The sequence below is a fragment of the Pseudomonas sp. YuFO8 genome, from assembly GCF_035065025.1.
In the GTDB taxonomy this organism is placed as follows: Bacteria; Pseudomonadota; Gammaproteobacteria; order Pseudomonadales; family Pseudomonadaceae; genus Aquipseudomonas; species Aquipseudomonas putida_AE.
This window is the reverse complement of record NZ_JAXDEQ010000005.1, coordinates 92,885-113,007: the sequence shown is the minus strand read 5'-3', so window position 1 is coordinate 113,007 and position 20,123 is coordinate 92,885. Positions and strand designations below refer to the sequence as shown.

Genomic DNA, 20,123 nt, shown 5'->3' with positions numbered 1-20,123 from the left:
TTAACGATAACGCTGGCTATCTGGATAAATGCGTTGTCCTTAAGTCCATCGCGAGCAAGCTCGCTCCTGCAAGGGGCGAGTTGCACATAAGAATTTCGTCTGACTGCGTCCATCGAGAACCCCAATGCCTCAACCGCGTCCCTACAAAGTTGCACTCAACGGCTACGGCCGGATTGGTCGTTGCGTCTTGCGTGCGTTGTTCGAGCGAGGCGAAAAGGCCGGGTTTGAAATTGTCGCGATCAACGACCTGGCCGACATGGCCAGTATTGAATACCTGACACGCTTCGACTCCACCCACGGGCGTTTTCCCGGAGAAGTGAAGGTCGACGGCGATTGTCTGCATATTAATGGCGACTGCGTGAAGGTCCTGCGCAGTGCCACTCCCGAAGGCATCGATTGGGCGTCGTTGGGCGTCGATCTGGTGCTGGAATGCTCCGGCGCCTACCACACTCGCGAAGACGGCCAGCGCTTCCTCGACGCCGGCGCGCCGCGCGTGCTGTTTTCCCAGCCGATGGCCAGCGAGGCGGATGTCGACGCCACCATCGTCTACGGTGTGAACCAGGATTGCCTGACCGGCGACGAGCTGCTGGTGTCCAACGCCTCCTGCACCACCAACTGTGGTGTGCCGCTGTTGCGCCTGCTGGACCAGGCCATTGGTCTCGAGTTCGTGTCGATCACCACGATCCACTCGGCCATGAACGACCAGCCGGTGATCGACGCCTACCATCACGAAGACTTGCGCCGCACCCGTTCGGCGTTTCAGTCGGTGATTCCGGTGTCCACTGGTCTGGCGCGCGGCATCGAACGTCTGCTGCCGGAACTTGCCGGGCGAATTCAGGCCAAAGCCGTACGTGTGCCGACGGTTAACGTGTCTTGCCTCGACATCACGATGCAGACCGTGAGCGACACCGACGCCGCCGAGGTCAACCGGATCCTGCGCGAGGCTGCCACCAGCGGCCCGCTCAAAGGTCTGCTGGCCTACACCGAGTTGCCCCACGCAAGTTGTGATTTCAACCACGACCCACATTCGGCGATCGTCGATGCCAGTCAGACTCGAGTTTCCGGCCCAAGGCTGGTGAACATCCTGGCCTGGTTCGACAACGAATGGGGTTTTGCCAACCGAATGCTGGACGTTGCGGAACACTATCTGCACACAGCCTCAAAAAAACCTGCTCTCTAAGAACAGCTACTCAGGAAATGCGACCCATGACCGTGTTGAAGATGTCCGACCTCGATCTGCAAGGTAAGCGCGTACTGATTCGCGAAGACCTCAACGTCCCAGTCAAGGACGGTGCCGTCACCAGCGATGCGCGAATCCTGGCTTCGCTGCCGACCATCAAGCTGGCCCTGGAAAAAGGCGCGGCCGTGATGGTCTGCTCGCACCTTGGCCGTCCGACCGAAGGCGAATTCTCGTCCGAGAACAGCCTCAAGCCAGTGGCCGACTACCTGAGCAAGGCCTTGGGTCGCGAAGTGCCGCTGGTGGCTGACTACCTGGGCGGCGTCGACGTGAAAGCCGGCGACATCGTGCTGTTTGAAAACGTGCGCTTCAACAAGGGCGAAAAGAAGAACGCCGATGAGCTGGCCCAGCAATATGCGGCCCTGTGCGACGTGTTCGTGATGGACGCCTTTGGCACCGCGCACCGTGCCGAGGGTTCGACCCACGGCGTGGCCAAGTTCGCCAAGATTGCCGCTGCCGGTCCTTTGCTGGCGGCCGAACTGGACGCACTGGGCAAGGCGCTCGGCGCCCCGGCTCAGCCAATGGCCGCCATCGTGGCAGGTTCCAAGGTCTCGACCAAGCTAGACGTGCTCAACAGCCTGAGCCAGATCTGCGACCAACTGATCGTCGGCGGCGGTATCGCCAACACCTTCCTGGCGGCTGCCGGTCACCCTGTCGGCAAATCGCTGTACGAGCCGGACCTGCTGGACACCGCTCGCGCCATCGCCGCCAAAGTCAGCGTGCCGCTGCCGGTAGACGTGGTGGTCGCCAAGGAATTCGCTGAAAGCGCAACGGCCACTGTGAAGCTGATCGCCGATGTGGCCGCCGACGACATGATCCTGGACATTGGTCCGCAGACGGCGGCCAATTTCGCCGAACTGCTGAAATCGTCCAAGACCATCCTGTGGAACGGCCCGGTCGGCGTGTTTGAATTCGACCAGTTCGGTAACGGTACCAAAGTGTTGGCCCAGGCCATCGCAGACAGCGCGGCATTTTCCATTGCTGGCGGTGGCGACACCCTGGCGGCCATCGATAAATATGGCGTCGCCGAGCAAATCTCCTACATTTCTACCGGCGGCGGCGCGTTCCTGGAGTTCGTCGAAGGCAAGGTGTTGCCAGCCGTTGAAGTCCTGGAAAGCCGGGCCAAGGCCTGAGGGTCGCCCGTTTGACCAGGAAAGGGAGTGTTCAAATGGTCAAGACCTTAGCGCTGTTGATCGTCGCGGGATCGCTGGCGGCTTGCGGGAGTAATCCCAAAGCCACGCCGGAACCCGCGCCGTCCGCGCCCCGGAACGGTTGCAACCAGGCCGACTGGCAGGCGGAGACCAACCCGGTGCTCAACAAGCGTTCCGGGCCTGAAGGCCTGGACAAATACGAGACACAGACCCCCGCCAAGGAACATGGTTGTCCTTGACGGGTCTGACTCTTTACTCAGGGCTGGCGGTGTCTGCCGTCAGTCGAGGGACACGGATGAAAGGCTTTATCGCCATTACGGCGCTGGCATTGCTGGGCGGGTGCGCCAACTGGAACCCGTTCCAGTCGACCACCGCGGCGGATGACTGGACCACCTGGACCTGCGACAGCCAGGCCAAAGTGGTTTGGCGCTACACCGACGACAGCCACAACGAAGTCGACGTGCGCCTGGGCGGGGCCGATCAGGTCCATCGCCTGAAGCAGGAGCCGGGCGCGTCGGGTTCGCTGTACAGCGACAACATGCTGGCGTTTCACATAAAAGGTGAGGAAGGCCTGGTCTACTGGGTCGCCACCAATGATTTGATTGGCCGAGGCTGTAAAGCCCAATAACAACGGCCAGACCGCAAAAGCATTGACCGTATTCGCAGCCCGGACCAACCCCCGATCTGCAATAACTTGAATAGCCGCCGCCGCTACGGCAGGCTGGCACGATTAACGACCCAAACCGGGAGAGACACACACAATGGCACTTATCAGCATGCGCCAGATGTTGGACCACGCAGCCGAGTTCGGCTATGGCGTTCCAGCCTTCAACGTCAACAACCTTGAGCAGATGCGCGCCATCATGGAAGCCGCTGACAAGACAGACTCCCCGGTGATCGTCCAGGCTTCGGCCGGTGCTCGCAAATACGCCGGCGCACCGTTCCTGCGTCACCTGATCCTGGCAGCCATCGAAGAATTCCCGCACATCCCGGTGTGCATGCACCAGGACCACGGCACCAGCCCTGACGTCTGCCAGCGCTCCATTCAACTGGGCTTCAGCTCGGTGATGATGGACGGTTCCCTGGGCGAAGACGGCAAGACCCCGACCGACTACGACTACAACGTACGCGTCACCCAACAAACCGTGGCCATGGCTCACGCCTGCGGCGTATCGGTAGAAGGCGAGCTGGGCTGCCTGGGTTCGCTGGAAACCGGCATGGCCGGTGAAGAAGACGGCATCGGCGCCGAGGGCGTTCTGGATCACAGCCAAATGCTGACCGACCCGGAAGAAGCCGCTGACTTCGTCAAGCGCACCCAGGTGGATGCCCTGGCCATCGCCATCGGTACCAGCCACGGCGCCTACAAGTTCACCAAACCGCCTACCGGCGACGTATTGGCGATCGACCGTATCAAAGAGATCCACAAGCGCATCCCGAACACCCACCTGGTGATGCACGGTTCGTCTTCGGTTCCGCAAGAGTGGCTGGCGATCATCAACCAGTACGGCGGCGACATTAAAGAAACCTACGGCGTTCCGGTTGAAGAAATCGTCGAAGGCATCAAGCACGGCGTGCGCAAGGTCAACATCGACACCGACCTGCGCCTGGCATCCACCGGCGCCATGCGTCGCCTGATGGCCACCAACCCGAGCGAGTTCGACCCACGTAAATTCTTCGGCGCCACGGTGACTGCCATGCGCGACGTGTGCATCGCCCGTTACGAAGCCTTCGGTACCGCGGGCAACGCTTCGAAGATCAAGCCGATCTCCCTGGAAGCGATGTTCCAGCGTTATCTGAAAGGTGAGTTGAACGCCAAGGTCAACTAAGCCTCAGGTGTTTGATAAAAAACCCGCCGATCGGCGGGTTTTTTATGGAAGAGCGGTAATTCTGACAAATTCTATATCAAGTATGCGCAGTGTCTGAGTATGAGGATCGCAACATACGCGTTTTCCCTTGAGTGATTCATAACGCCGATCGCTGGCTTCGAGAATGAAATATCCGGATCGCGCGTAGTGGTCACGTTCGTTTGACCCGGCAAAGTAAATATCAGTTTGCGCGCCAGTCGAATTTCTGAACCGATAGTCCCCGACCAACACGTACTCAATCATGCCAACGCGCAATGTACCTGTCATGGCGCCGCTTCTGTCAGTGCTGGAAGTGATGTTCAATTCGTAAGGCGTTCCTGCTTCATCAGTGGCGCTATAGGCGGCAGTGATGTATCCCTGCATGTTGATCTTTTGCTGAGCACTCATGGAACCTTCCTTGATTCGATCTGGAGACCAGGAGAACTATTGGGGGGCGCTGAAAAAGAATAATTTCGAGATCGCGAATATTCACCTGTTATAAATGACAGTTATTTATTCGATGTTGTTATGTTGGTGCGAATATCAGGTAATAAGCTTTCAGTGTTGAATTGCATGAAAAAACCCGTCGTGAGGGACGGGTTTTTTGTGAACTCGAAAAGCGCTTATTTATCGTGATCGATATCCAGCTTGCTGAATGTCACTTTCCCGCCCTCACTGGTGTACCCGGTGTTGTCCTGCACATACACCCCAGCCTTGAAGTACAGCGGTTTGTCGCGCCAGGTGGCGCTGATATTGGTGTCCCACTGGTAGCCCGCCGCACTGACGCCCAGTGCGCCGCCGGGGCTCAGGTGGATGAGGTAGTTGAACTCATTATTGAGCTTGATCCCGGTGGCGAGGGTGATGACCCGGCTTTCGGCGTCGTCTGGGTGCATGCGCACCTTGATCACGAGGTTGCCGGTCTCGGTCTTGGTCTTGTATTGGTATTCGAGTTTGACCATCGGCTTCTGGCTGTTATAGGCGTGGATCTGCCCGATCACGATCTTGCCCGAGCTCGGGACCTGGTTCACCGCCAGGGTGGCGTGAAGCAAGTTGTCGGCGTCCGGGTAGAACCAGTTTTTCAGCGTGCCGTTGCTGTAGGTTTCACGCAGCTCGGTACGAGGGTAGATCGCGTTTTCAGTGCGCGAGCCGGTCACCGGTGACCAGAAAAACAGAACGCCGGTGTCAGAGTGGAAGTATTGATCCTTGAAGCCGTCCACCAGTTTTGAGGTTTCAACCGTGTAGGGCGGGCTGCCGACGGGAACACTGAGGTTCCAGGTTGCGAGGTCAATCATAATCAAAGCTTCCGCGAATTAATGCTGCACGCACGTGCCAAACGCTCTGGCACGTGCCTTTGGGGGCGGTCTTTATAAGCGTAGAGGACTATTTTGTTAACGCCCGCCGGGCAGTTAATTGGCGCCAACATCCTGTCGAAGTGCCATCCTGCCCGGTTTTAGCGGGCTGCGTGGCCGACCGTTAGTCGGCAAATGACGCTTCGGTCGAATGATGGCGCACTGACACCTTCTGCTTTCGCAGATCCCGGTCTAGAGTGAAGGCACAGTTTCTGTCCGGTTTTCACAAGAAGTCGGCCTGACATCCAGCCCTAGAGAAGCAGCATGGAATGCGCGCACCCAATGCCAGCTGAAGGCAATTCAACCCTGTTGATCGTCGATGATTACCCTGAAAATCTGGTGAGCATGCGCGCCTTGCTGCAGCGCCAGGATTGGCAGGTGATCACCGCTGCATCCGGTTTCGAGGCGCTCGGGCTGTTGCTTGAATACGATGTCGACCTGGTGTTGCTGGATGTGCAGATGCCGGGCATGGACGGTTTTGAAGTGGCGCGCCTGATGCGCGGCAGCCAAAGGACCCGCCTGACACCGATCATTTTCCTCACCGCCAACGAACAGTCCCAGGACGCCGTGATCAAGGGTTACGCCAGTGGCGCGGTGGATTACCTGTTCAAACCCTTTGATCCGCAGATTCTCAAGCCCAAGGTCCAGGCGCTGCTCGAGCATCAACGCAATCGCCGGGCATTGCAGCGCCTGAGCCATGACCTGGAGGTCGCTCGCGCGTTCAACGCCTCGGTGCTGGACAACGCCGCCGAGGGCATCCTGGTGGTCGGCGAGGACGGCCTGATCCAATTTTCCAACCCGGCGATGTCGCGACTGCTCAACGCCACGGTGCAGGAGCTGCAGGGCAAGGAGTTCCTGGATTTCCTGCAAAAACCGCACATACCGGTCTGGGCCGATTCTGACCTGCTGGCCGGGTACAAGCGCGGCGAGACCTTGCGCCTGCACGACGCCCTGCTGCGTACTGCCCCCGGGCAACAGGTGCCGGTGGCACTTTCTTGCGCGCCGCTGCCCACGGAACAACATGCAATGGTGGTGACAGTGCTGGACATGTCGGTGGTGCGCCACCTGCATCAGCAACTCGAGTTCCAGGCGGTCACCGACCCGCTGACCGGGCTGCTCAACCGTCGCGGCTTTTACCAGACCGTGGAAAACCTGCTGTTGCGCGGCGAACGTGCCGACAGCGCCTGGGTCCTGTTGTACCTGGACCTCGATGGCTTCAAGCGGGTAAACGATTCTCTCGGCCACGATGCTGGCGATCGGGTGTTGCGTTGGGTGTCCGAACAGTTGAAGGCCTGCCTGCGTCCGTTCGATATCCTGGCACGCATGGGTGGTGATGAATTCACCGCGTTGCTGGACCTGGAGTTTCCCGAGCAGGCGGCCAAGATTGCGGAAAAGCTCATCGAACGGGTGTCGGTCTGCCAGCAAATCGATGGTCTGGATATCGTCCTCGGTGCCAGCATCGGCATTGCTACGTTCCCCGACTGCGGCGCCAATCTCGACGGCTTGCTGCGCGCGTCCGACATCGCCATGTACGAAGCCAAGCGCGCCGGCCGGCAACAGTATCGGTTTTACGATCACGAAATGAACGGCCGGGCACGTTCGCGGCTGATGCTCGAAGAAAGCGTGCGAACGGCCATCGAGAACCGTGATTTCAATCTCGTGTATCAGCCGCAGGTGGCGGTTGCCGATGGACGGATTCGCGGGTTCGAGGCGTTGTTGCGCTGGCAGCACCCGAGTGTCGGCGATGTTCCGCCAGGCTTGTTTTTGCCGCTGCTGGAAGAGGCGCGCTTGATCAGTCGCCTGGGCAGCTGGATCTACCAGCGCAGTGCCGGGCAACGCAAAGCCTGGGAGACATTGTTTGCCGAGGACCTGGTGGTGGGCGTCAGCTTGAGCAGCACCCAGTTTGCCATGCCCCATCTGGTCACCGAGTTGCGCCTGGTACTGGAGCGACATGGTTTGCAGCCACGTCACATGGAAGTCGAGGTGACGGAAGAGGCCTTGATGCATAATCCGGAGGAAACCCGTAAACAGCTGCGTTTGCTGCGCAATCTGGGGGTGCGGGTGGCGCTTGACGATTTCGGTTCCGGCCCGTGTTCACTGTCGCACCTGCGCGATCTGCAACTGGATACGCTCAAACTCGACCGCCATCTGATCAGCCGGCTTCCGCAGTCCTCAAGGGACGCGGCGCTGGTACGCAATGTGGTCGACCTGTGCAAGGAGTACGGGATGCTGGTGATTGCCGAAGGGGTCGAAACCATGGCGCAATACCAGTGGCTGCAAGCCAATGGCTGTGAGTATGTGCAAGGCTTCCTGGTGGCCCGACCGATGATGGCCGAAGACACCGAGAGCTTTGTGCAGCCCTTCGACTGGGGCGCGCTGACTGGCTGAATTCGCTACACTGGCGACCTTTTCGTGATTTGTGTTGCCGCTGCGATGACCGCGTTGAAATACCTCCAGGCCTACCCGGCTACCTTGCAGGACCAGGTGCGTCAGTTGATCGCCGACGGTCGGCTGGGCGATTACCTGAACCAGCGTTACCCGCAAAAGCATGGGGTCCAGAGCGACAAGGCGCTGTACACCTATGCGCTGGACCTCAAGCAGGAATACCTGCGTAACGCCCCGTCCATCGACAAGGTGCTGTTCGACAATCGCCTGGACCTGACCCACCGCGCACTTGGCCTGCACACCACCATCTCGCGGGTGCAAGGCGGCAAGCTCAAGGCCAAGAAAGAAATCCGCATTGCCTCATTGTTCAAGGAGGCGCCTTCGGAGTTTCTGAAAATGATCGTGGTGCATGAGTTGGCGCACTTCAAGGAGTCCGATCACAACAAGGCCTTCTACAAGCTGTGCGAGCACATGTTGCCGGGGTATCACCAGGTGGAGTTCGATGTGCGGGTGTACCTGACCTGGCGCGACCTGCAATGAAAAGAGCCAATGAACAAGGAGCGCATGGATGGACGTAAGCAAGACCAAGAGCAGCTTCTACCGCCGCTTGTACGTGGCGTACCTGATCGACAGCGGCCTGGCCAGCAGCGTTCCGGCATTGACCGAAGCCACCGGCATGCCCCGGCGCACGGCCCAGGACACCATCGCCGCCCTGGCGGACCTGGATATTGTTTGCGAGTTCGAGCAGGAAGAAGGCGCGCGCAACCATGCCGGGCGCTATCGGATTCGCGGGTGGGGGGCGATCGATCGCGGGTGGATCGAGCGTAATCTTCGGCAGATCAAGGCGGTGTTGGAGTATCCCTGAGTTTTTGTGGTGATTGATCTGACGCCTTCGCGAGCAAGCCCGCTCCCACAGGGGGAACGCATTCCAATGTGGGAGCGGGCTTGCTCGCGAAGGGGCCCTTACGAACGCCGCATGCCAATGTGTGGAATACCATCCTCAACGTATTCCTCACCCGCCACCACAAACCCGTACCGCCCGTAATACCCCTGCAGATGCGCCTGGGCCGAGAGGTAGACCGGCATGTCTGGCCAGCGCTTTTCAATCTGCTTCATCGCCTGGGCCATCATCTCATGCCCCAGCCCGGTACCTCGCGCCTGTGGCGCAATGATCACCCGCCCGATCACCACGTCACCGCCCTGTAGCTCGGGATCGAGCAGGCGCAGATACGCCACCAGCCGATCTCCGTCCCAGGCCATCAAATGGCAGGTGTCGCCCTCCAGATCCTGGCCATCGATGTCCTGGTAGATGCATTTCTGTTCGATGACGAACACTTCGGCGCGCAGCTGCAAAATGGCATACAGCTGCTCCTTGCCCAGATCGCTGTGGTGTTTACAGACCCAGTTGATTGTCATGTGTCGATTCCCTGAAAACGTCCTGTTGATACTAAGCGCCTCGACGAAGGATGTCTTTATGGCGCAGGAATCTATGACAAAGACCAAAATGCCATCATTCATTTGGCGCGACGCTGTCTTCTTTGTGTAATCTTCAATCAAGCGCTGTGCAGTGCTGCAACGCGCTGACATTTGAGTGCCTGGGGGTGCCGGTACGGGTCTTGGCGTTTTGGCTGAAAACACGTCGGGCAGCCCGCCCGCTAAGGATTTTCTGGCATGCCGCGATTGCATCGAGCCTTTGCTTTGCTTGGATTGCTGTTGCTGACTGAAAGTGTGGCCGCAGAAAAATTGCGGCTGGTGGCGGATGCCTGGCCACCCTTTACCGACGCCACGCTGTTCAACGGCGGGTTGGCCACGGACATTGTCAGTACCGCCCTGGCGCGGGCCGGCTATGCCAGTGATTTCGAGCAGGTGCCGTGGGCACGGGCGTTGCTTGGGTTGGGCGAGGGTCGCTATGACGTTCTGGTCAATGCCTGGTTCAACGAGGAGCGCACACAGCTCGGACAGTTTTCGGGCGAGTACCTGATCAATCGCGTGCGCTTTCTCAAGCGTAAAGAGGCTCCCATCGAATTCAGCACTTTGCCGCAGCTGTACACCTATCCGATTGCCGTGGTGCGTGGCTACGCCTATTCGCCGACTTTCGATCAGGATGTGTCATTGCAGAAGATTCCGGTGCACAACTTCGCCATGGCGGTGCGCATGGTCGCGGCCGACAGGGTCAAGCTGACCCTGGAAGACGAATACGTCGCTCGTTACTACCTGGCCCGTGAGTCGCCCAAGGTCCGCAATGCCGTGGAGTTCTTGCCCAAACCGCTGAGCGAGAATGGCCTGCACATTCTGGTCAGCCTGAAAAATCCTCAGCATGAGCAGATCGTCGCCGGTTTTGATCGCGCCATCGTGGCCATGAAGGCCGACGGCACTTATGCACGGCTGATGAAACGCCACGGCATGTAAGCCGAGGCTGATGGCTCAATCCTCACTGGTGTCCTTGATCAGATGCGCCGCCAGTGTGCGCAGCGGCCCCAGCTGCCGGCAGATCAAACCCAGTTGCGTCTGCACCAGGCGCTGACCCTCATCGATTTCATCGGGCATCTGCTCGAGCGCGTTGGCCAGCGCTTCCTCCTCATCGCTCTGGATGGCAATCGCGGATTTGCTCGCCAGGCCTTGGGCGATTTCGTCGATGCTGGCCGCCAGTTTCACGCCCGCGCCTTCGATCAGTTGTTCGCGCACATCCTGTGGTAGTTGGGTTTCCCGATGCGCACCCAGCCCGGACAAATAACTGAGCAGGGTGTGCGACAGCACCAGGAAGCGGAAGCCGACATCCGCTTCCTTACGGAAATGTCCCGGCTCCATCAGCATGTTGGCCAGGGTGGTCGACAACGCCGCATCGGCGTTGTGGGCGTTGCGCCGCGCCAGGCGATACGCCAGGTCGTCGCTTTTGCCGGCGGCGTATTGCTGCATGATCTGGCGCAGGTAGATGCTGTTGCAGGTCAGGGTGTTGGCCAGCACTTTGTTCAGGCGCCGACCCTGCCAGTCCGGCAGGAACAGGAACACCGCCAGGCCGGCGATCAGGCTGCCGAGCAGGGTATCGAACAGCCGCGGCAGGAACAGCCCGTAACCGTCGCCCACCTGGTTGAAGCAGAACAGCACCATCAGGGTGATCGCCGCCGTCGCCAGGGTGTAGCGGGTGGTGCGGTTGATAAAGAACACCACCCCGGCGGCAATCGCGAAACAGGACTGGACCAGCGGGTTCGGGAACAGGTCGAACAGCGCCCAGGCCAAGGTCAGGCCGATGGCGGTGCCGATGATCCGCTGGCCGAGCTTGCGCCTTGTGGCACCGTAGTTCGGCTGGCAGACAAACAGCGTCGTGAGGATGATCCAGTAACCCTGGGACGGGTGGATCAAATGCACCATGGCGTAGCCGATGCTCAAGGCCAGGGGCAGGCGCAGAGCATGGCGGAACAACAAGGAGGTGGGCGTCAGCTGCGTGCGCAAGCGAACCCAGACATCCTTGAAGTTGCGTGGCGAGCGGTCGAGCAGGCTGCTGTCGGTGGCGTCGGCCAGGGTGTCGGGGTTGCTGGCATCGCTGAGCAGGCGGTCGAGGGTTCCCAGGTTGGCCGCCAGTGCCCGCAGTGAGCGCAACAGCCCGCGCCAGGCGGGATTGCTCTGGATGCGCAGGTGTTCGAGGGAGGCGTGCAGGTCGCCGAGGGCTTCGGCGAAACTCGCGTCATAGGTGAACGGCTGGCGCATCTGGATCGACTCGGCCAGCGCCCGGCACGCCTTGCCTTGCTGGCGCAGCAGGCGCTGGCAGCGGAACAGCACGTCGCTGTGGAAGAACGCGTCCGCCAGGGCGTTGTAAGGGTAGTGCGAGGAGCTGGCACGCTCGTGGATGTCCTGGGCGAGGAAGTACAGCTTCAGGTAGCGGCTGACCTTAGAGCCTGGGCGACCGTTGCCGACCCGGTGCAGGATGATTTCCTTGGCGACGTTCAGCGCGGCAACCACCCGGCCGTTCTGCTGGGCCAGTTCCAGGCGCCGGGCTTCCACGTCCATCTGGCGGATCGGCTCGAACAGCGAAGACTTCAGCTTCAGGTAAAAGCCCAGCTCACGGAACAGCCGCGCCAGGCTTTGCTGCACCGGCTGGTTGGAAAACAGCGCCTGCCACAGCACCGACAGCAGGCCGTACCAGGCGGCACCGGCCACCAGCAGCACCGGCTCATGCCAGAAATCGGTGACCGCACCACCGCGCTGGTCGACGCCGATCATGGTGTAGACCGACAGGATCAGCGTCGCCGAGGCAATCGCCCCATAGCGTTCGCCAAGTGCGCCGAGCATGGTCAGGCAGAAGGCGGCGAGGGCGAAGGCGATGATGAAGAGTATGGGGTAGGGGAACAGCAGTTCGACCGACAGCGCGGCGACGGCGAAACACACCAGTGTCACCGCCAGCGCGTTGAGGCGGCCCTGCCAACTGTCATCGGTCTCGGCCAGGGCGCTGGCGATAATCCCCAGGAACAACGGGATCAACAGCCCCATTTCATCCTGATACCAGCATAGAGCCATGGTACCGGTCAGGGCGATGAACACCCGCACGCTGTAGCTGAATTTATCCAGCGCCCAAAGCCGGCGCAGAGACTGACGGAACGAGGTCGATGACATGAAATGCGAAGGCCTTCCGAGGCAATGACGCTAAATTGAGCCAGTAATGACGCCGACGCAATGGCGGCGATCACATCTGACAGCAATTTCTGTTCCTTGATGTCACACGCCCGCCTCATTTCTTCAGGCAGACAAAGAACCTGTAGGAGCTGGCTTGCCAGCGATGAGGCCGGTACATCCAACATCTTTGTTGACTGTCAGGTCGCCTTCGCTGGCAAGCCAGCTCCTACAGGGAGCAGGGTGTCAGACGTATTGTGCGGCGGCGTAGCCGGAGGCCCAGGCCCACTGGAAGTTGAAGCCGCCCAAATGGCCGGTGACGTCCAGCACTTCACCGATGAAATACAGGCCGGGGCTTTTCAGCGATTCCATGGTCTTGGACGACACCTCGTTGGTATCGACGCCACCCAGGGTCACTTCGGCGGTTCGGTAGCCTTCGGTGCCGGCCGGTACCACTTTCCAGCTCGCCAGTTTCTCGGCGATGGCGGCAATTTCCCCGTGGGTGTACTGCTTCATCGGTTTGGAAACGAACCAGTTGTCCGCCAGCAGATTGGCCATTTTCTTGGTGAAGATTTCACCGAGCAGGGTTTTCAGTTCGCTGTTTGGGCGTTCGGCCTGTTGCTGTTGCAGCCAGGACGGTACGTCGTGGTCGGGCATCAGGTTGATCTCGACCGTGTCGCCGGATTCCCAGAACGAGGAAATCTGCAGGATCGCCGGTCCGCTGAGGCCACGGTGGGTGAACAGGATGTTCTCGCGAAAGCTCTGGTCATTGCAGCTGACCAGGCAATCCACCGAGGTACCGGACAACTCGGTGCACAGTTCCTTGAGTTGATCGGTGATGGTGAACGGCACCAGCCCCGCGCGGGTCGGTAGCAGGTCGTGACCGAACTGCTTGGCCACCTGGTAGCCGAAACCGGTGGCGCCCAGGGTCGGGATCGACAGGCCGCCGGTGGCGATCACCAGCGATTCGCACGTCACCTGGCCCAGGGTGGTGTCCAGCAAATAGCCCTTCTCGAGTTTCTCGATGGTCTGGATCGAGGTGTCCAGGTGCAGGCTGACGCCGACCTGATCGCACTCGTTGAGCAGCATTTCGAGAATGTCGCTGGATTTGTTATCGCAGAACAGCTGGCCGAGCTTTTTCTCGTGGTACGGCACGCCGTGCTTGGCCACCATGCCGATGAAATCCCACTGGGTATAGCGGGCCAGGGCAGATTTGCAGAAGTGGGCGTTCTGCGAAAGGAAATTGCTCGGTTCCGTGTACATGTTGGTGAAATTGCAGCGGCCACCGCCGGACATCAGGATTTTCTTGCCGGCCTTGTTGGCGTGGTCGAGCAACAGCACCTGGCGCCCGCGCCCGGCGGCGGTCAGTGCACACATCAACCCTGCGGCGCCAGCGCCAATGATCACGACTTCGGTAGAGCGCAAAACGGTGTCCTCTCGGTATATCACCACAAAACAAACTGTGGGAGCGGGCTTGCTCGCGAAAGGGCCATCACATTCAACATCAATGTCGACTGATAAACCGCTTTCGCGAGCAAGCCCGCTCCCACAGGGGGATCTTCGTTGGGTCGAAGATCGCTTACAGGATGCGCACGCGCAACGAACGGCCCTTGATCTTGCCGTCGTTGAGGCGTTGCAGGGCCTGCTTGGCGACGCCGCGTTCCACGGCCACGAAGGCCTGGAAGTCGAAAATCGCGATCTTGCCGACCTGGGCGCCCGGGATGCCCGCTTCACCGGTCAGTGCGCCAAGAATGTCGCCTGGACGCACCTTGTCCTTGCGGCCTGCGCCGATGCACAGGGTGCTCATCTGAGGCAGCAGGGGACCACCACCCTTGGAGGTGAGGTTGTCCACCTGATCCCAGGTCAATGGTGTCTTCTGCAATTGTTCGATGGCTTGGGCGCGCTGCGCTTCGGACGGCGCCACCAGGCTGATCGCGAGGCCTTTCTCACCGGCGCGGCCAGTACGGCCGACGCGGTGGATGTGGATTTCCGAATCACGGGCCAGTTCGACGTTGATCACCATGTCCAGGGAATCGATGTCCAGGCCGCGGGCCGCGACGTCGGTGGCCACCAGCACGGAGGTGCTGCGGTTGGCGAACATCGCCAGTACCTGGTCGCGATCACGCTGTTCCAGGTCGCCGTGCAGGCCGACGGCGGAGATGCCTTTGGCCGTCAGGTGATCAACGGTTTCCTGGACCTGCTGCTTGGTGAAGCAGAACGCCACGCAGGACGCCGGGCGGAAGTGGCCCAGCACCTTGGTCACGGCGCTCATGCGATCGTCCGGGGAGATTTCGTAGAAGCGCTGCTCGATCTGCGTGTCGTCGTGGAACGCCTCGGCCTTCACTTGCTGCGGGTTGCGCATGAACTTCGAGGCCAGCTGCTTGATGCCTACCGGGTAGGTGGCGGAGAACAGCAGGGTCTGGCGACGCTCCGGGGCCTGCATGATGATTTCTTCGATCGAGTCGTAGAAACCCATGTCGAGCATGCGGTCGGCTTCATCGAGGATCAAGGTGTTGAGGCCGTGCAGGACCAGCGAGCCCTTGCGCAGGTGCTGCTGGATGCGCCCCGGGGTGCCGACGATGATGTGCGCGCCGTGTTCCAGCGAAGCGATCTGCGGGCCGAGGGACACGCCGCCACACAGGGTCAGGACCTTGATGTTGTCTTCGGCACGGGCCAGGCGACGGATTTCCTTGGCGACCTGGTCAGCCAGCTCGCGGGTCGGGCACAGGATCAGCGCCTGGCAACCGAAGTAGCGCGGATTGATCGGGTTCAGCAGGCCGATACCGAAGGCGGCGGTCTTGCCGCTGCCGGTCTTGGCCTGGGCGATCAGGTCCATCCCCTTGAGGATCACCGGCAAGCTTTGCGCCTGGATCGGCGTCATCTGGGCATAACCGAGGGAGTCGAGGTTAGCCAGCATGGCGGCGGACAGCGGCAAAGTATTAAATTCGGTGGCGATGGTGGTCACGGGACTGGCCTGCAAAACAAAATGTCGCGCAGTGTACCAGTCCGATGGCCATTCGCCCTAAGGCTCTATGTGTTCTTCCGGACGTTTGACTCGCCGTCCGTCATTCTTTGACAGTTGCGAGAAGATCGTTGCGGCCAGCATCGCCATGATCCCCACGGTCACGAACGTAAGCTGGAATGCCCCCAAAACCGTGTCCACCCCGTCCTTGCCGATCCCAGCGGTGAACCCGCCGAGCAATGCGCCGGCGCAGGCCACGCCCAGGCTCAGGGACAATTGCGCGACCACCGACAGCAGACTGTTGCCGCTGCTGGCACTGGCGTCATCAAGGTCGATCAGGGTCACGGTGTTCATCGCGGTGAACTGCAGGGAGTTGATCGCCCCCAGCACTGCCAGCAGGCACAGCAGCAGCCAGTAGGGCGTCTGCTCGCTGACCAGGCCCATGCTGGCCAGCATGATCCCCAGCGCCAGGGTGTTACCGGTCAGTACGATACGGTAGCCCAGGCGTTCGATCAGTGGTCGCGCCACCCACTTGGCGATCATCGCCGCAGCCGCCAGCGGCAGCATGCTCATCCCCGCCTGGGACGGCGAATAGCCCAGCGCCACTTGCAGCAACAGCGGTACGAGGAACGGCAGCGCGCCGCTGCCGAGCCGGGCGAAGAGGTTGCCGAGAATGCCGACGGCAAAGGTCCGGGTCTTGAACAGCGATGGCGCGAACAGCGGATTGTCGATGTGACCCGCACGCAGCCAGTAGGCCGCGAGGCAGGCCATGCCGCCGAACAGCAGCAGCATCACCCGCAGGTGTGGCAGGTGCAGTTCGCCCAAGCCTTCCATGGCGACGGTGATCAGGATCATCGCCGCGCCGAACAGCAGGAACCCCAGGCTATCGAAGCGGGTCCGTTCGGAACCACGCAGGTCGGGGATGAATTTCCACACGGCGTAGCAGCCAACAAGACCCACCGGCAGGTTGATCAGAAAGATCCAGTGCCAGGTCAGGTACTCCACCATCCAGCCACCCATGGTCGGGCCGATCAACGGCCCGAGCAGGCCGGGAATGGTGATGAAGCCCATGATTCGTACCAGTTCCGAGCGCGGGTAAGCGCGCAGCACCACCAGTCGCCCGACCGGCAGCATCAACGCGCCACCCAGGCCCTGGATCACCCGGGCGCCGATCAGCATGCTCAAGCTGCTGGACAAGGCGCAGAGCAGCGAGCCGAAACTGAACAGCAGGATCGCGCTGAAGAAGATTTTTTTCGTACCGAAACGGTCGGCGATCCAGCCAGAGGCGGGAATCAGCAAGGCGACCGTGAGCATGTAGGCAATGATCACGCCCTGCATGCGCAGCGGGTCTTCCGCCAGGTCGCTGGCCATGGCCGGCAGGGCGGTGTTGAGGATCGTCCCGTCGAGGGACTGCATGAAGAAGGCAATGGCGACGACCCAAGGCACCCAGCGGGCGGTGACCGGATCGAGAGGCGGGCGGTTGGGCATGGGACCTCTTGTGGTGGTCAGGGAACCGAACCCTGTGGGAGCGGGCTTGCTCGCGAAGGGGCCATCACATTCAACATCAATGCTGAATGACCCACCGCTTTCGCGAGCAAGCCCGCTCCCACAGGGGGATTGTGTTTACAGGGTCAACGTCAGCCGCCGGACGATCGCCCCCGGCAATAGCGCCGATGCCGTCGCCCGCTGGCTGTAGGTGCTCGCCGACAAGAGCAATTCGCGCTCCGCGGTCAGCGCTTCCAGCTGTGAACCCAGCAGGCTGTAGGCGCTGTCGTCGAAACGCATGGTGCTGACCGGTGCCTGGATCTCGCCGTTCTCGACCCAGAAGGTCGCGAAGCGTGTCATGCCGGTCAGGCGTGCTGCCGGTTGATCCGAGAAGTTCAGGTACCACAGGTTGCTGATGTACAGGCCGGTACCGAGTTGCTTGAGGATCTGTGCCTCGGGCAAATCCCCGGCCTGCATGTTCAGGGCCGTCGGCGATTCCCCGCCGCTGGCGCCGTTGGCGGTCAAGCCGTATTCGGCGGCGCTGCGTGAACCCACCAGTTGCGCACCGGCCCGGCCTTCGACAATCAAGCCCAGATCGCTGCGCGGATAACCTTCGTCGGAGAACGCCGGGCTCAGCGAGCCGCTGACCTTTTCATCCAGCGAAACCAGCGGGCTGAACGCCTGGTCGCCCCCGTAGAGCTTCTGCAGCGGGCTGCTTTTGCTGGCGATCGACTGTGCCGAAAAGCCACCCCAGCACAGCATGCCCATGATTTCTTCCAGCGCGGCGGGCGCCAGGTAGGCGCGGTATTGGCCTGGGGCCAGGGTGCGTAGCGGCCGTCCCAGGTATTCAAGCTGTTCACGTGCCTGCTGGATGCGTTTGGCAAAGCCTGCGCTGTTCCAGTCGTGCCCGGCATAGCTGGCCTTCACCGCCTGGCCGTTTTCATGGAACAAGCTGAAATCGAAGTTGAAGCTGTTGGCCTGGTGCCAGCCGAACGCCCCGGCGGAGCTGGCGAAACCACGGCTGATCGGCCCGGCCGCATAGAAACCGACCAGGTCCAGGCCTTCGGCGGCCTGGGTGATTTCGCCGACCACCTGCTCGGTGTCCGGCAGCGGATGCTCCTGCACGTTTTTGCTTTGCCAACCGTTGTGGTTGAGCAGCAGGTACGGGTCCTGGGGCAGCAGCGGCAAGGTTTCGCGCAGTTGTTGCAGGCCTTCGGCCAGGCGCTGACGGTCGACTGCAGGGTCGCCCGCCAGGGTTATCTGCAGGTCGGCGTGGCGGCCATCGTTGATCAGTTTCAAACCGATGCTCGCCTGTTGCACCTGCCCGGCCTGACGCACCTTGGCGTGGTTGAAGCGCACGAAGGCCGAGGATTCGGCGGCGTAGCTGAGGGTGAACTGTTCCGGTTCGTGCAGCGCTTCGCGTAATTCGGCGACCAATGCCTTGAACGACTCGGCCTGGGCTTTCGACGTAGTCATCAGCTGTCTCCCCCAAATACATCAACGTTGCTGAACACGCAGGCTGGCGAGGCATGGCCCACGCGGATCACTTGATTCGGTTCGCCCTTGCCACAGTTCGGTGTGCCCAGGACCTTGAAGGTGCTGGCATCGCCGACCGCGCTGAGGCTCTTCCAGAACTGCGCGGAAATGGCCCTGTAGTTCGGGTTCTTCACCACGCCCTTGAGTTCGCCGTTTTCGATCAACTGGCCCCATTCGCAACCGAACTGGAACTTGTTGCGCGCATCGTCGATGGACCATGAGCGGTTGGTGCTCATCAGGATGCCGTGTTCGATGTTGCCGATCAGTTGCTCGAGCGGCTGGTCGCCAGGCTCGATGTTGAGGTTGGCCATGCGGTCGATCGGTGGGCGGTTCCAGCCGCAGGCGCGGCTGTTGGCGACCCCGTCGAGGCCGGCGCGGAACTGCGAGAGTGCACCGCCCAAGGGGCGCAGCAGCAGGCCTTGGCGAATCAGGAACTGTTTGCTGGCGGCCGTGCCGTCGTCGTCATGGCCGTAGCTGGCGAGCTGTTCCGGGATATCGGGATCGAACGTCACGTTCAACAATGTCGAGCCGTACTGCAGATGGCCGAAGTCGCCGGCCTTGACGAAGCTGGTGCCGGCATAATTGCGCTCATCCCCGAGGATGCGGTCCAGTTCCAGCGGGTGGCCGATGGATTCGTGGATCTGCAGCATCATCTGGTCGGGCATCAGCAGCAGGTCGCGCGGACCTTGCGGCGTGTTGGGTGCCAGCAGCAATTGCAGCGCCTGATCGGCAATTTTCACCCCTGCGCCGATCAGTCCGCAGCGGCTGATGACATCGAAGCCACCCTGCTGACCGAAGTTTTCCCGGCCGAGTGTGCGGGTCTGGCTGTCGTTGCCGTCGTAGGCGGTGACATCGAGGCCTGGGTAGACGAAGCGCTGGGCCTGACGCAGTTCGGCGCCGGCGCTGTTGAGGTAGATCTGCTCGACGTGGGTGATGCCGATGCTGACCTGCCAGCTCACCAGGCGTTCGTCCTTGGGCACGGCGGCGGATTCGGCGCTGAGCAAGGCGTAACAGTCGCTCAGGGCCGGGAAGGGCTGGTCGAGGTTCGGCGAGAAATAATCGGCACGGTCGCTGGATACCGCCTGGTCGCGCAGATCCAGCAAGGCGTGAGGTTTGAGCCGGCGCGCCTGCTGTTCGGCGCGCTCAAGGGCGGCTTGCAGGCCTTGCTGCGACAGATCGTTGGTGGCGGCATAGGCTTCGACGCCGTTGACCCGCACGGTCAGCATCGCCCCCTCGTCGCGGCTCAGGCTCGGCGGTTCGGCGACGTTCTTGCGCACCGACAGGTACTGGCCGGACTCGCGCACATAACGCAGGGAAAAGAATTCGGCGCCCGTGCGCAAGGCAGCAAAGCGCTGCTTGAGCTGGGGGTGGAAATCGAACATTCGGGAACCTCCTTGGTATGGAGTGGCGGTGCTGCGGTGCGGCGAGGGGATGAAGCGATTGCGCGGCACTAGAGTAGGCCTGTGCGTGGGGAGGATCAAGGGCGGATGGCGGGGGGGAATTGCGCACTGCAGAGGACGCGTGACAGGTTTGCTGACGATTGAAGTTCGCGAACACCCCCATTGCGGC

18 protein-coding genes are annotated in these 20,123 nt (G+C 61.0%); 9 read left to right on the top strand and 9 right to left on the bottom strand.

Annotation, left to right across the window (positions count from 1 at the left end):
- Positions 1 to 124: 124 nt before the first annotated feature.
- The 5 genes from epd (at position 125) to fba (ending at position 4,214) form a co-directional block, all read left to right on the top strand.
- Positions 125 to 1,180, top strand: coding sequence for an erythrose-4-phosphate dehydrogenase (gene epd / locus SOP95_RS06610; RefSeq protein ID WP_323606595.1), 1,056 nt, complete (start codon positions 125 to 127; stop codon positions 1,178 to 1,180).
- A 26-nt stretch (positions 1,181 to 1,206) separates the two neighbouring features.
- Positions 1,207 to 2,370 (top strand): phosphoglycerate kinase, encoded by a 1,164-nt coding sequence (locus SOP95_RS06605; RefSeq protein WP_323606594.1) that lies wholly within the window; start codon positions 1,207 to 1,209, stop codon positions 2,368 to 2,370.
- Positions 2,371 to 2,405: 35 nt separating this feature from the next.
- Positions 2,406 to 2,627, top strand: a complete 222-nt coding sequence (locus SOP95_RS06600; protein WP_274075603.1) for a hypothetical protein — start codon at positions 2,406 to 2,408, stop codon at positions 2,625 to 2,627.
- Between the two features lie 56 nt (positions 2,628 to 2,683).
- On the top strand, positions 2,684 to 3,016 hold the full coding sequence (locus tag SOP95_RS06595; RefSeq protein ID WP_274075602.1) for an MliC family protein: 333 nt from the start codon (positions 2,684 to 2,686) through the stop codon (positions 3,014 to 3,016).
- Positions 3,017 to 3,149: 133 nt separating this feature from the next.
- Positions 3,150 to 4,214: a class II fructose-bisphosphate aldolase gene (gene fba, locus SOP95_RS06590; RefSeq protein WP_019694035.1), complete on the top strand. Its 1,065-nt coding sequence runs from the start codon at positions 3,150 to 3,152 to the stop codon at positions 4,212 to 4,214.
- Between the two features lie 42 nt (positions 4,215 to 4,256).
- On the opposite strand, the gene SOP95_RS06585 is transcribed toward fba, so the two are convergent.
- Both SOP95_RS06585 and SOP95_RS06580 read right to left on the bottom strand, forming a co-directional pair.
- The gene (locus SOP95_RS06585) at positions 4,257 to 4,640 is read right to left on the bottom strand and encodes a hypothetical protein (RefSeq protein WP_274075601.1); all 384 of its coding nucleotides are present in this window, start codon (positions 4,638 to 4,640) and stop codon (positions 4,257 to 4,259) included.
- Positions 4,641 to 4,855: 215 nt separating this feature from the next.
- Entirely contained in the window at positions 4,856 to 5,524 is a 669-nt protein-coding gene (locus SOP95_RS06580; protein ID WP_274075600.1) for a polysaccharide lyase family 7 protein, read from the bottom strand.
- 321 nt (positions 5,525 to 5,845) lie between these two features.
- Between SOP95_RS06580 and SOP95_RS06575 the strand changes: the two genes are divergently transcribed.
- From SOP95_RS06575 to SOP95_RS06565, 3 genes are read left to right on the top strand one after another with little or no spacing between them, the layout of a single operon-like run.
- On the top strand, positions 5,846 to 7,969 hold the full coding sequence (locus SOP95_RS06575) for a putative bifunctional diguanylate cyclase/phosphodiesterase (protein WP_274075599.1): 2,124 nt from the start codon (positions 5,846 to 5,848) through the stop codon (positions 7,967 to 7,969).
- Between the two features lie 45 nt (positions 7,970 to 8,014).
- On the top strand, positions 8,015 to 8,506 hold the full coding sequence (locus SOP95_RS06570) for a M48 metallopeptidase family protein (RefSeq protein ID WP_274075598.1): 492 nt from the start codon (positions 8,015 to 8,017) through the stop codon (positions 8,504 to 8,506).
- 28 nt (positions 8,507 to 8,534) lie between these two features.
- Positions 8,535 to 8,831, top strand: a complete 297-nt coding sequence (locus SOP95_RS06565) for a winged helix-turn-helix domain-containing protein (RefSeq protein WP_274075597.1) — start codon at positions 8,535 to 8,537, stop codon at positions 8,829 to 8,831.
- 98 nt (positions 8,832 to 8,929) lie between these two features.
- Here the strand turns inward: SOP95_RS06565 and SOP95_RS06560 are convergent, their stop codons facing one another.
- Positions 8,930 to 9,382, bottom strand: a complete 453-nt coding sequence (locus SOP95_RS06560; RefSeq protein WP_274075596.1) for a GNAT family N-acetyltransferase — start codon at positions 9,380 to 9,382, stop codon at positions 8,930 to 8,932.
- A gap of 255 nt (positions 9,383 to 9,637) precedes the next feature.
- Between SOP95_RS06560 and SOP95_RS06555 the strand changes: the two genes are divergently transcribed.
- The gene (locus tag SOP95_RS06555; RefSeq protein WP_323606593.1) at positions 9,638 to 10,375 is read left to right on the top strand and encodes a substrate-binding periplasmic protein; all 738 of its coding nucleotides are present in this window, start codon (positions 9,638 to 9,640) and stop codon (positions 10,373 to 10,375) included.
- A gap of 15 nt (positions 10,376 to 10,390) precedes the next feature.
- Here the strand turns inward: SOP95_RS06555 and yccS are convergent, their stop codons facing one another.
- The 6 genes from yccS to SOP95_RS06525 all read right to left on the bottom strand — a co-directional run bounded on the left by yccS (position 10,391) and on the right by SOP95_RS06525 (position 19,936).
- Positions 10,391 to 12,574 carry a YccS family putative transporter gene (gene yccS / locus SOP95_RS06550; RefSeq protein ID WP_274075594.1) on the bottom strand — a complete coding sequence of 728 codons (2,184 nt, stop codon included), beginning with the start codon at positions 12,572 to 12,574 and terminating at the stop codon, positions 10,391 to 10,393.
- 243 nt (positions 12,575 to 12,817) lie between these two features.
- Complete coding sequence (locus SOP95_RS06545; protein ID WP_274075593.1) at positions 12,818 to 13,996, bottom strand: NAD(P)/FAD-dependent oxidoreductase; 1,179 nt, start codon at positions 13,994 to 13,996, stop codon at positions 12,818 to 12,820.
- Between the two features lie 154 nt (positions 13,997 to 14,150).
- Positions 14,151 to 15,488 carry an ATP-dependent RNA helicase DbpA gene (gene dbpA / locus SOP95_RS06540; RefSeq protein ID WP_425313632.1) on the bottom strand — a complete coding sequence of 446 codons (1,338 nt, stop codon included), beginning with the start codon at positions 15,486 to 15,488 and terminating at the stop codon, positions 14,151 to 14,153.
- A gap of 105 nt (positions 15,489 to 15,593) precedes the next feature.
- Complete coding sequence (mdtD, locus tag SOP95_RS06535) at positions 15,594 to 17,021, bottom strand: multidrug transporter subunit MdtD (protein ID WP_274075591.1); 1,428 nt, start codon at positions 17,019 to 17,021, stop codon at positions 15,594 to 15,596.
- Positions 17,022 to 17,156: 135 nt separating this feature from the next.
- The gene (locus SOP95_RS06530) at positions 17,157 to 18,494 is read right to left on the bottom strand and encodes a TldD/PmbA family protein (protein ID WP_323606592.1); all 1,338 of its coding nucleotides are present in this window, start codon (positions 18,492 to 18,494) and stop codon (positions 17,157 to 17,159) included.
- Positions 18,494 to 19,936 carry a TldD/PmbA family protein gene (locus SOP95_RS06525; protein ID WP_323606591.1) on the bottom strand — a complete coding sequence of 481 codons (1,443 nt, stop codon included), beginning with the start codon at positions 19,934 to 19,936 and terminating at the stop codon, positions 18,494 to 18,496. Before SOP95_RS06525 ends, SOP95_RS06530 begins: the two co-directional genes overlap by 1 nt.
- Between the last annotated feature and the right edge of the window lie 187 nt (positions 19,937 to 20,123).

Coding starts and splice junctions, on each gene's coding strand:
- epd (WP_323606595.1), top strand. CDS start 125: ATGCCTCAACCGCGTCCCTACAAAGTTGCACTCAACGGCTACGGCCGG.
- SOP95_RS06605 (WP_323606594.1), top strand. CDS start 1,207: ATGACCGTGTTGAAGATGTCCGACCTCGATCTGCAAGGTAAGCGCGTA.
- SOP95_RS06600 (WP_274075603.1), top strand. CDS start 2,406: ATGGTCAAGACCTTAGCGCTGTTGATCGTCGCGGGATCGCTGGCGGCT.
- SOP95_RS06595 (WP_274075602.1), top strand. CDS start 2,684: ATGAAAGGCTTTATCGCCATTACGGCGCTGGCATTGCTGGGCGGGTGC.
- fba (WP_019694035.1), top strand. CDS start 3,150: ATGGCACTTATCAGCATGCGCCAGATGTTGGACCACGCAGCCGAGTTC.
- SOP95_RS06585 (WP_274075601.1), bottom strand. CDS start 4,640: ATGAGTGCTCAGCAAAAGATCAACATGCAGGGATACATCACTGCCGCC.
- SOP95_RS06580 (WP_274075600.1), bottom strand. CDS start 5,524: ATGATTGACCTCGCAACCTGGAACCTCAGTGTTCCCGTCGGCAGCCCG.
- SOP95_RS06575 (WP_274075599.1), top strand. CDS start 5,846: ATGGAATGCGCGCACCCAATGCCAGCTGAAGGCAATTCAACCCTGTTG.
- SOP95_RS06570 (WP_274075598.1), top strand. CDS start 8,015: ATGACCGCGTTGAAATACCTCCAGGCCTACCCGGCTACCTTGCAGGAC.
- SOP95_RS06565 (WP_274075597.1), top strand. CDS start 8,535: ATGGACGTAAGCAAGACCAAGAGCAGCTTCTACCGCCGCTTGTACGTG.
- SOP95_RS06560 (WP_274075596.1), bottom strand. CDS start 9,382: ATGACAATCAACTGGGTCTGTAAACACCACAGCGATCTGGGCAAGGAG.
- SOP95_RS06555 (WP_323606593.1), top strand. CDS start 9,638: ATGCCGCGATTGCATCGAGCCTTTGCTTTGCTTGGATTGCTGTTGCTG.
- yccS (WP_274075594.1), bottom strand. CDS start 12,574: ATGTCATCGACCTCGTTCCGTCAGTCTCTGCGCCGGCTTTGGGCGCTG.
- dbpA (WP_425313632.1), bottom strand. CDS start 15,488: ATGCTGGCTAACCTCGACTCCCTCGGTTATGCCCAGATGACGCCGATC.
- mdtD (WP_274075591.1), bottom strand. CDS start 17,021: ATGCCCAACCGCCCGCCTCTCGATCCGGTCACCGCCCGCTGGGTGCCT.
- SOP95_RS06530 (WP_323606592.1), bottom strand. CDS start 18,494: ATGACTACGTCGAAAGCCCAGGCCGAGTCGTTCAAGGCATTGGTCGCC.
- SOP95_RS06525 (WP_323606591.1), bottom strand. CDS start 19,936: ATGTTCGATTTCCACCCCCAGCTCAAGCAGCGCTTTGCTGCCTTGCGC.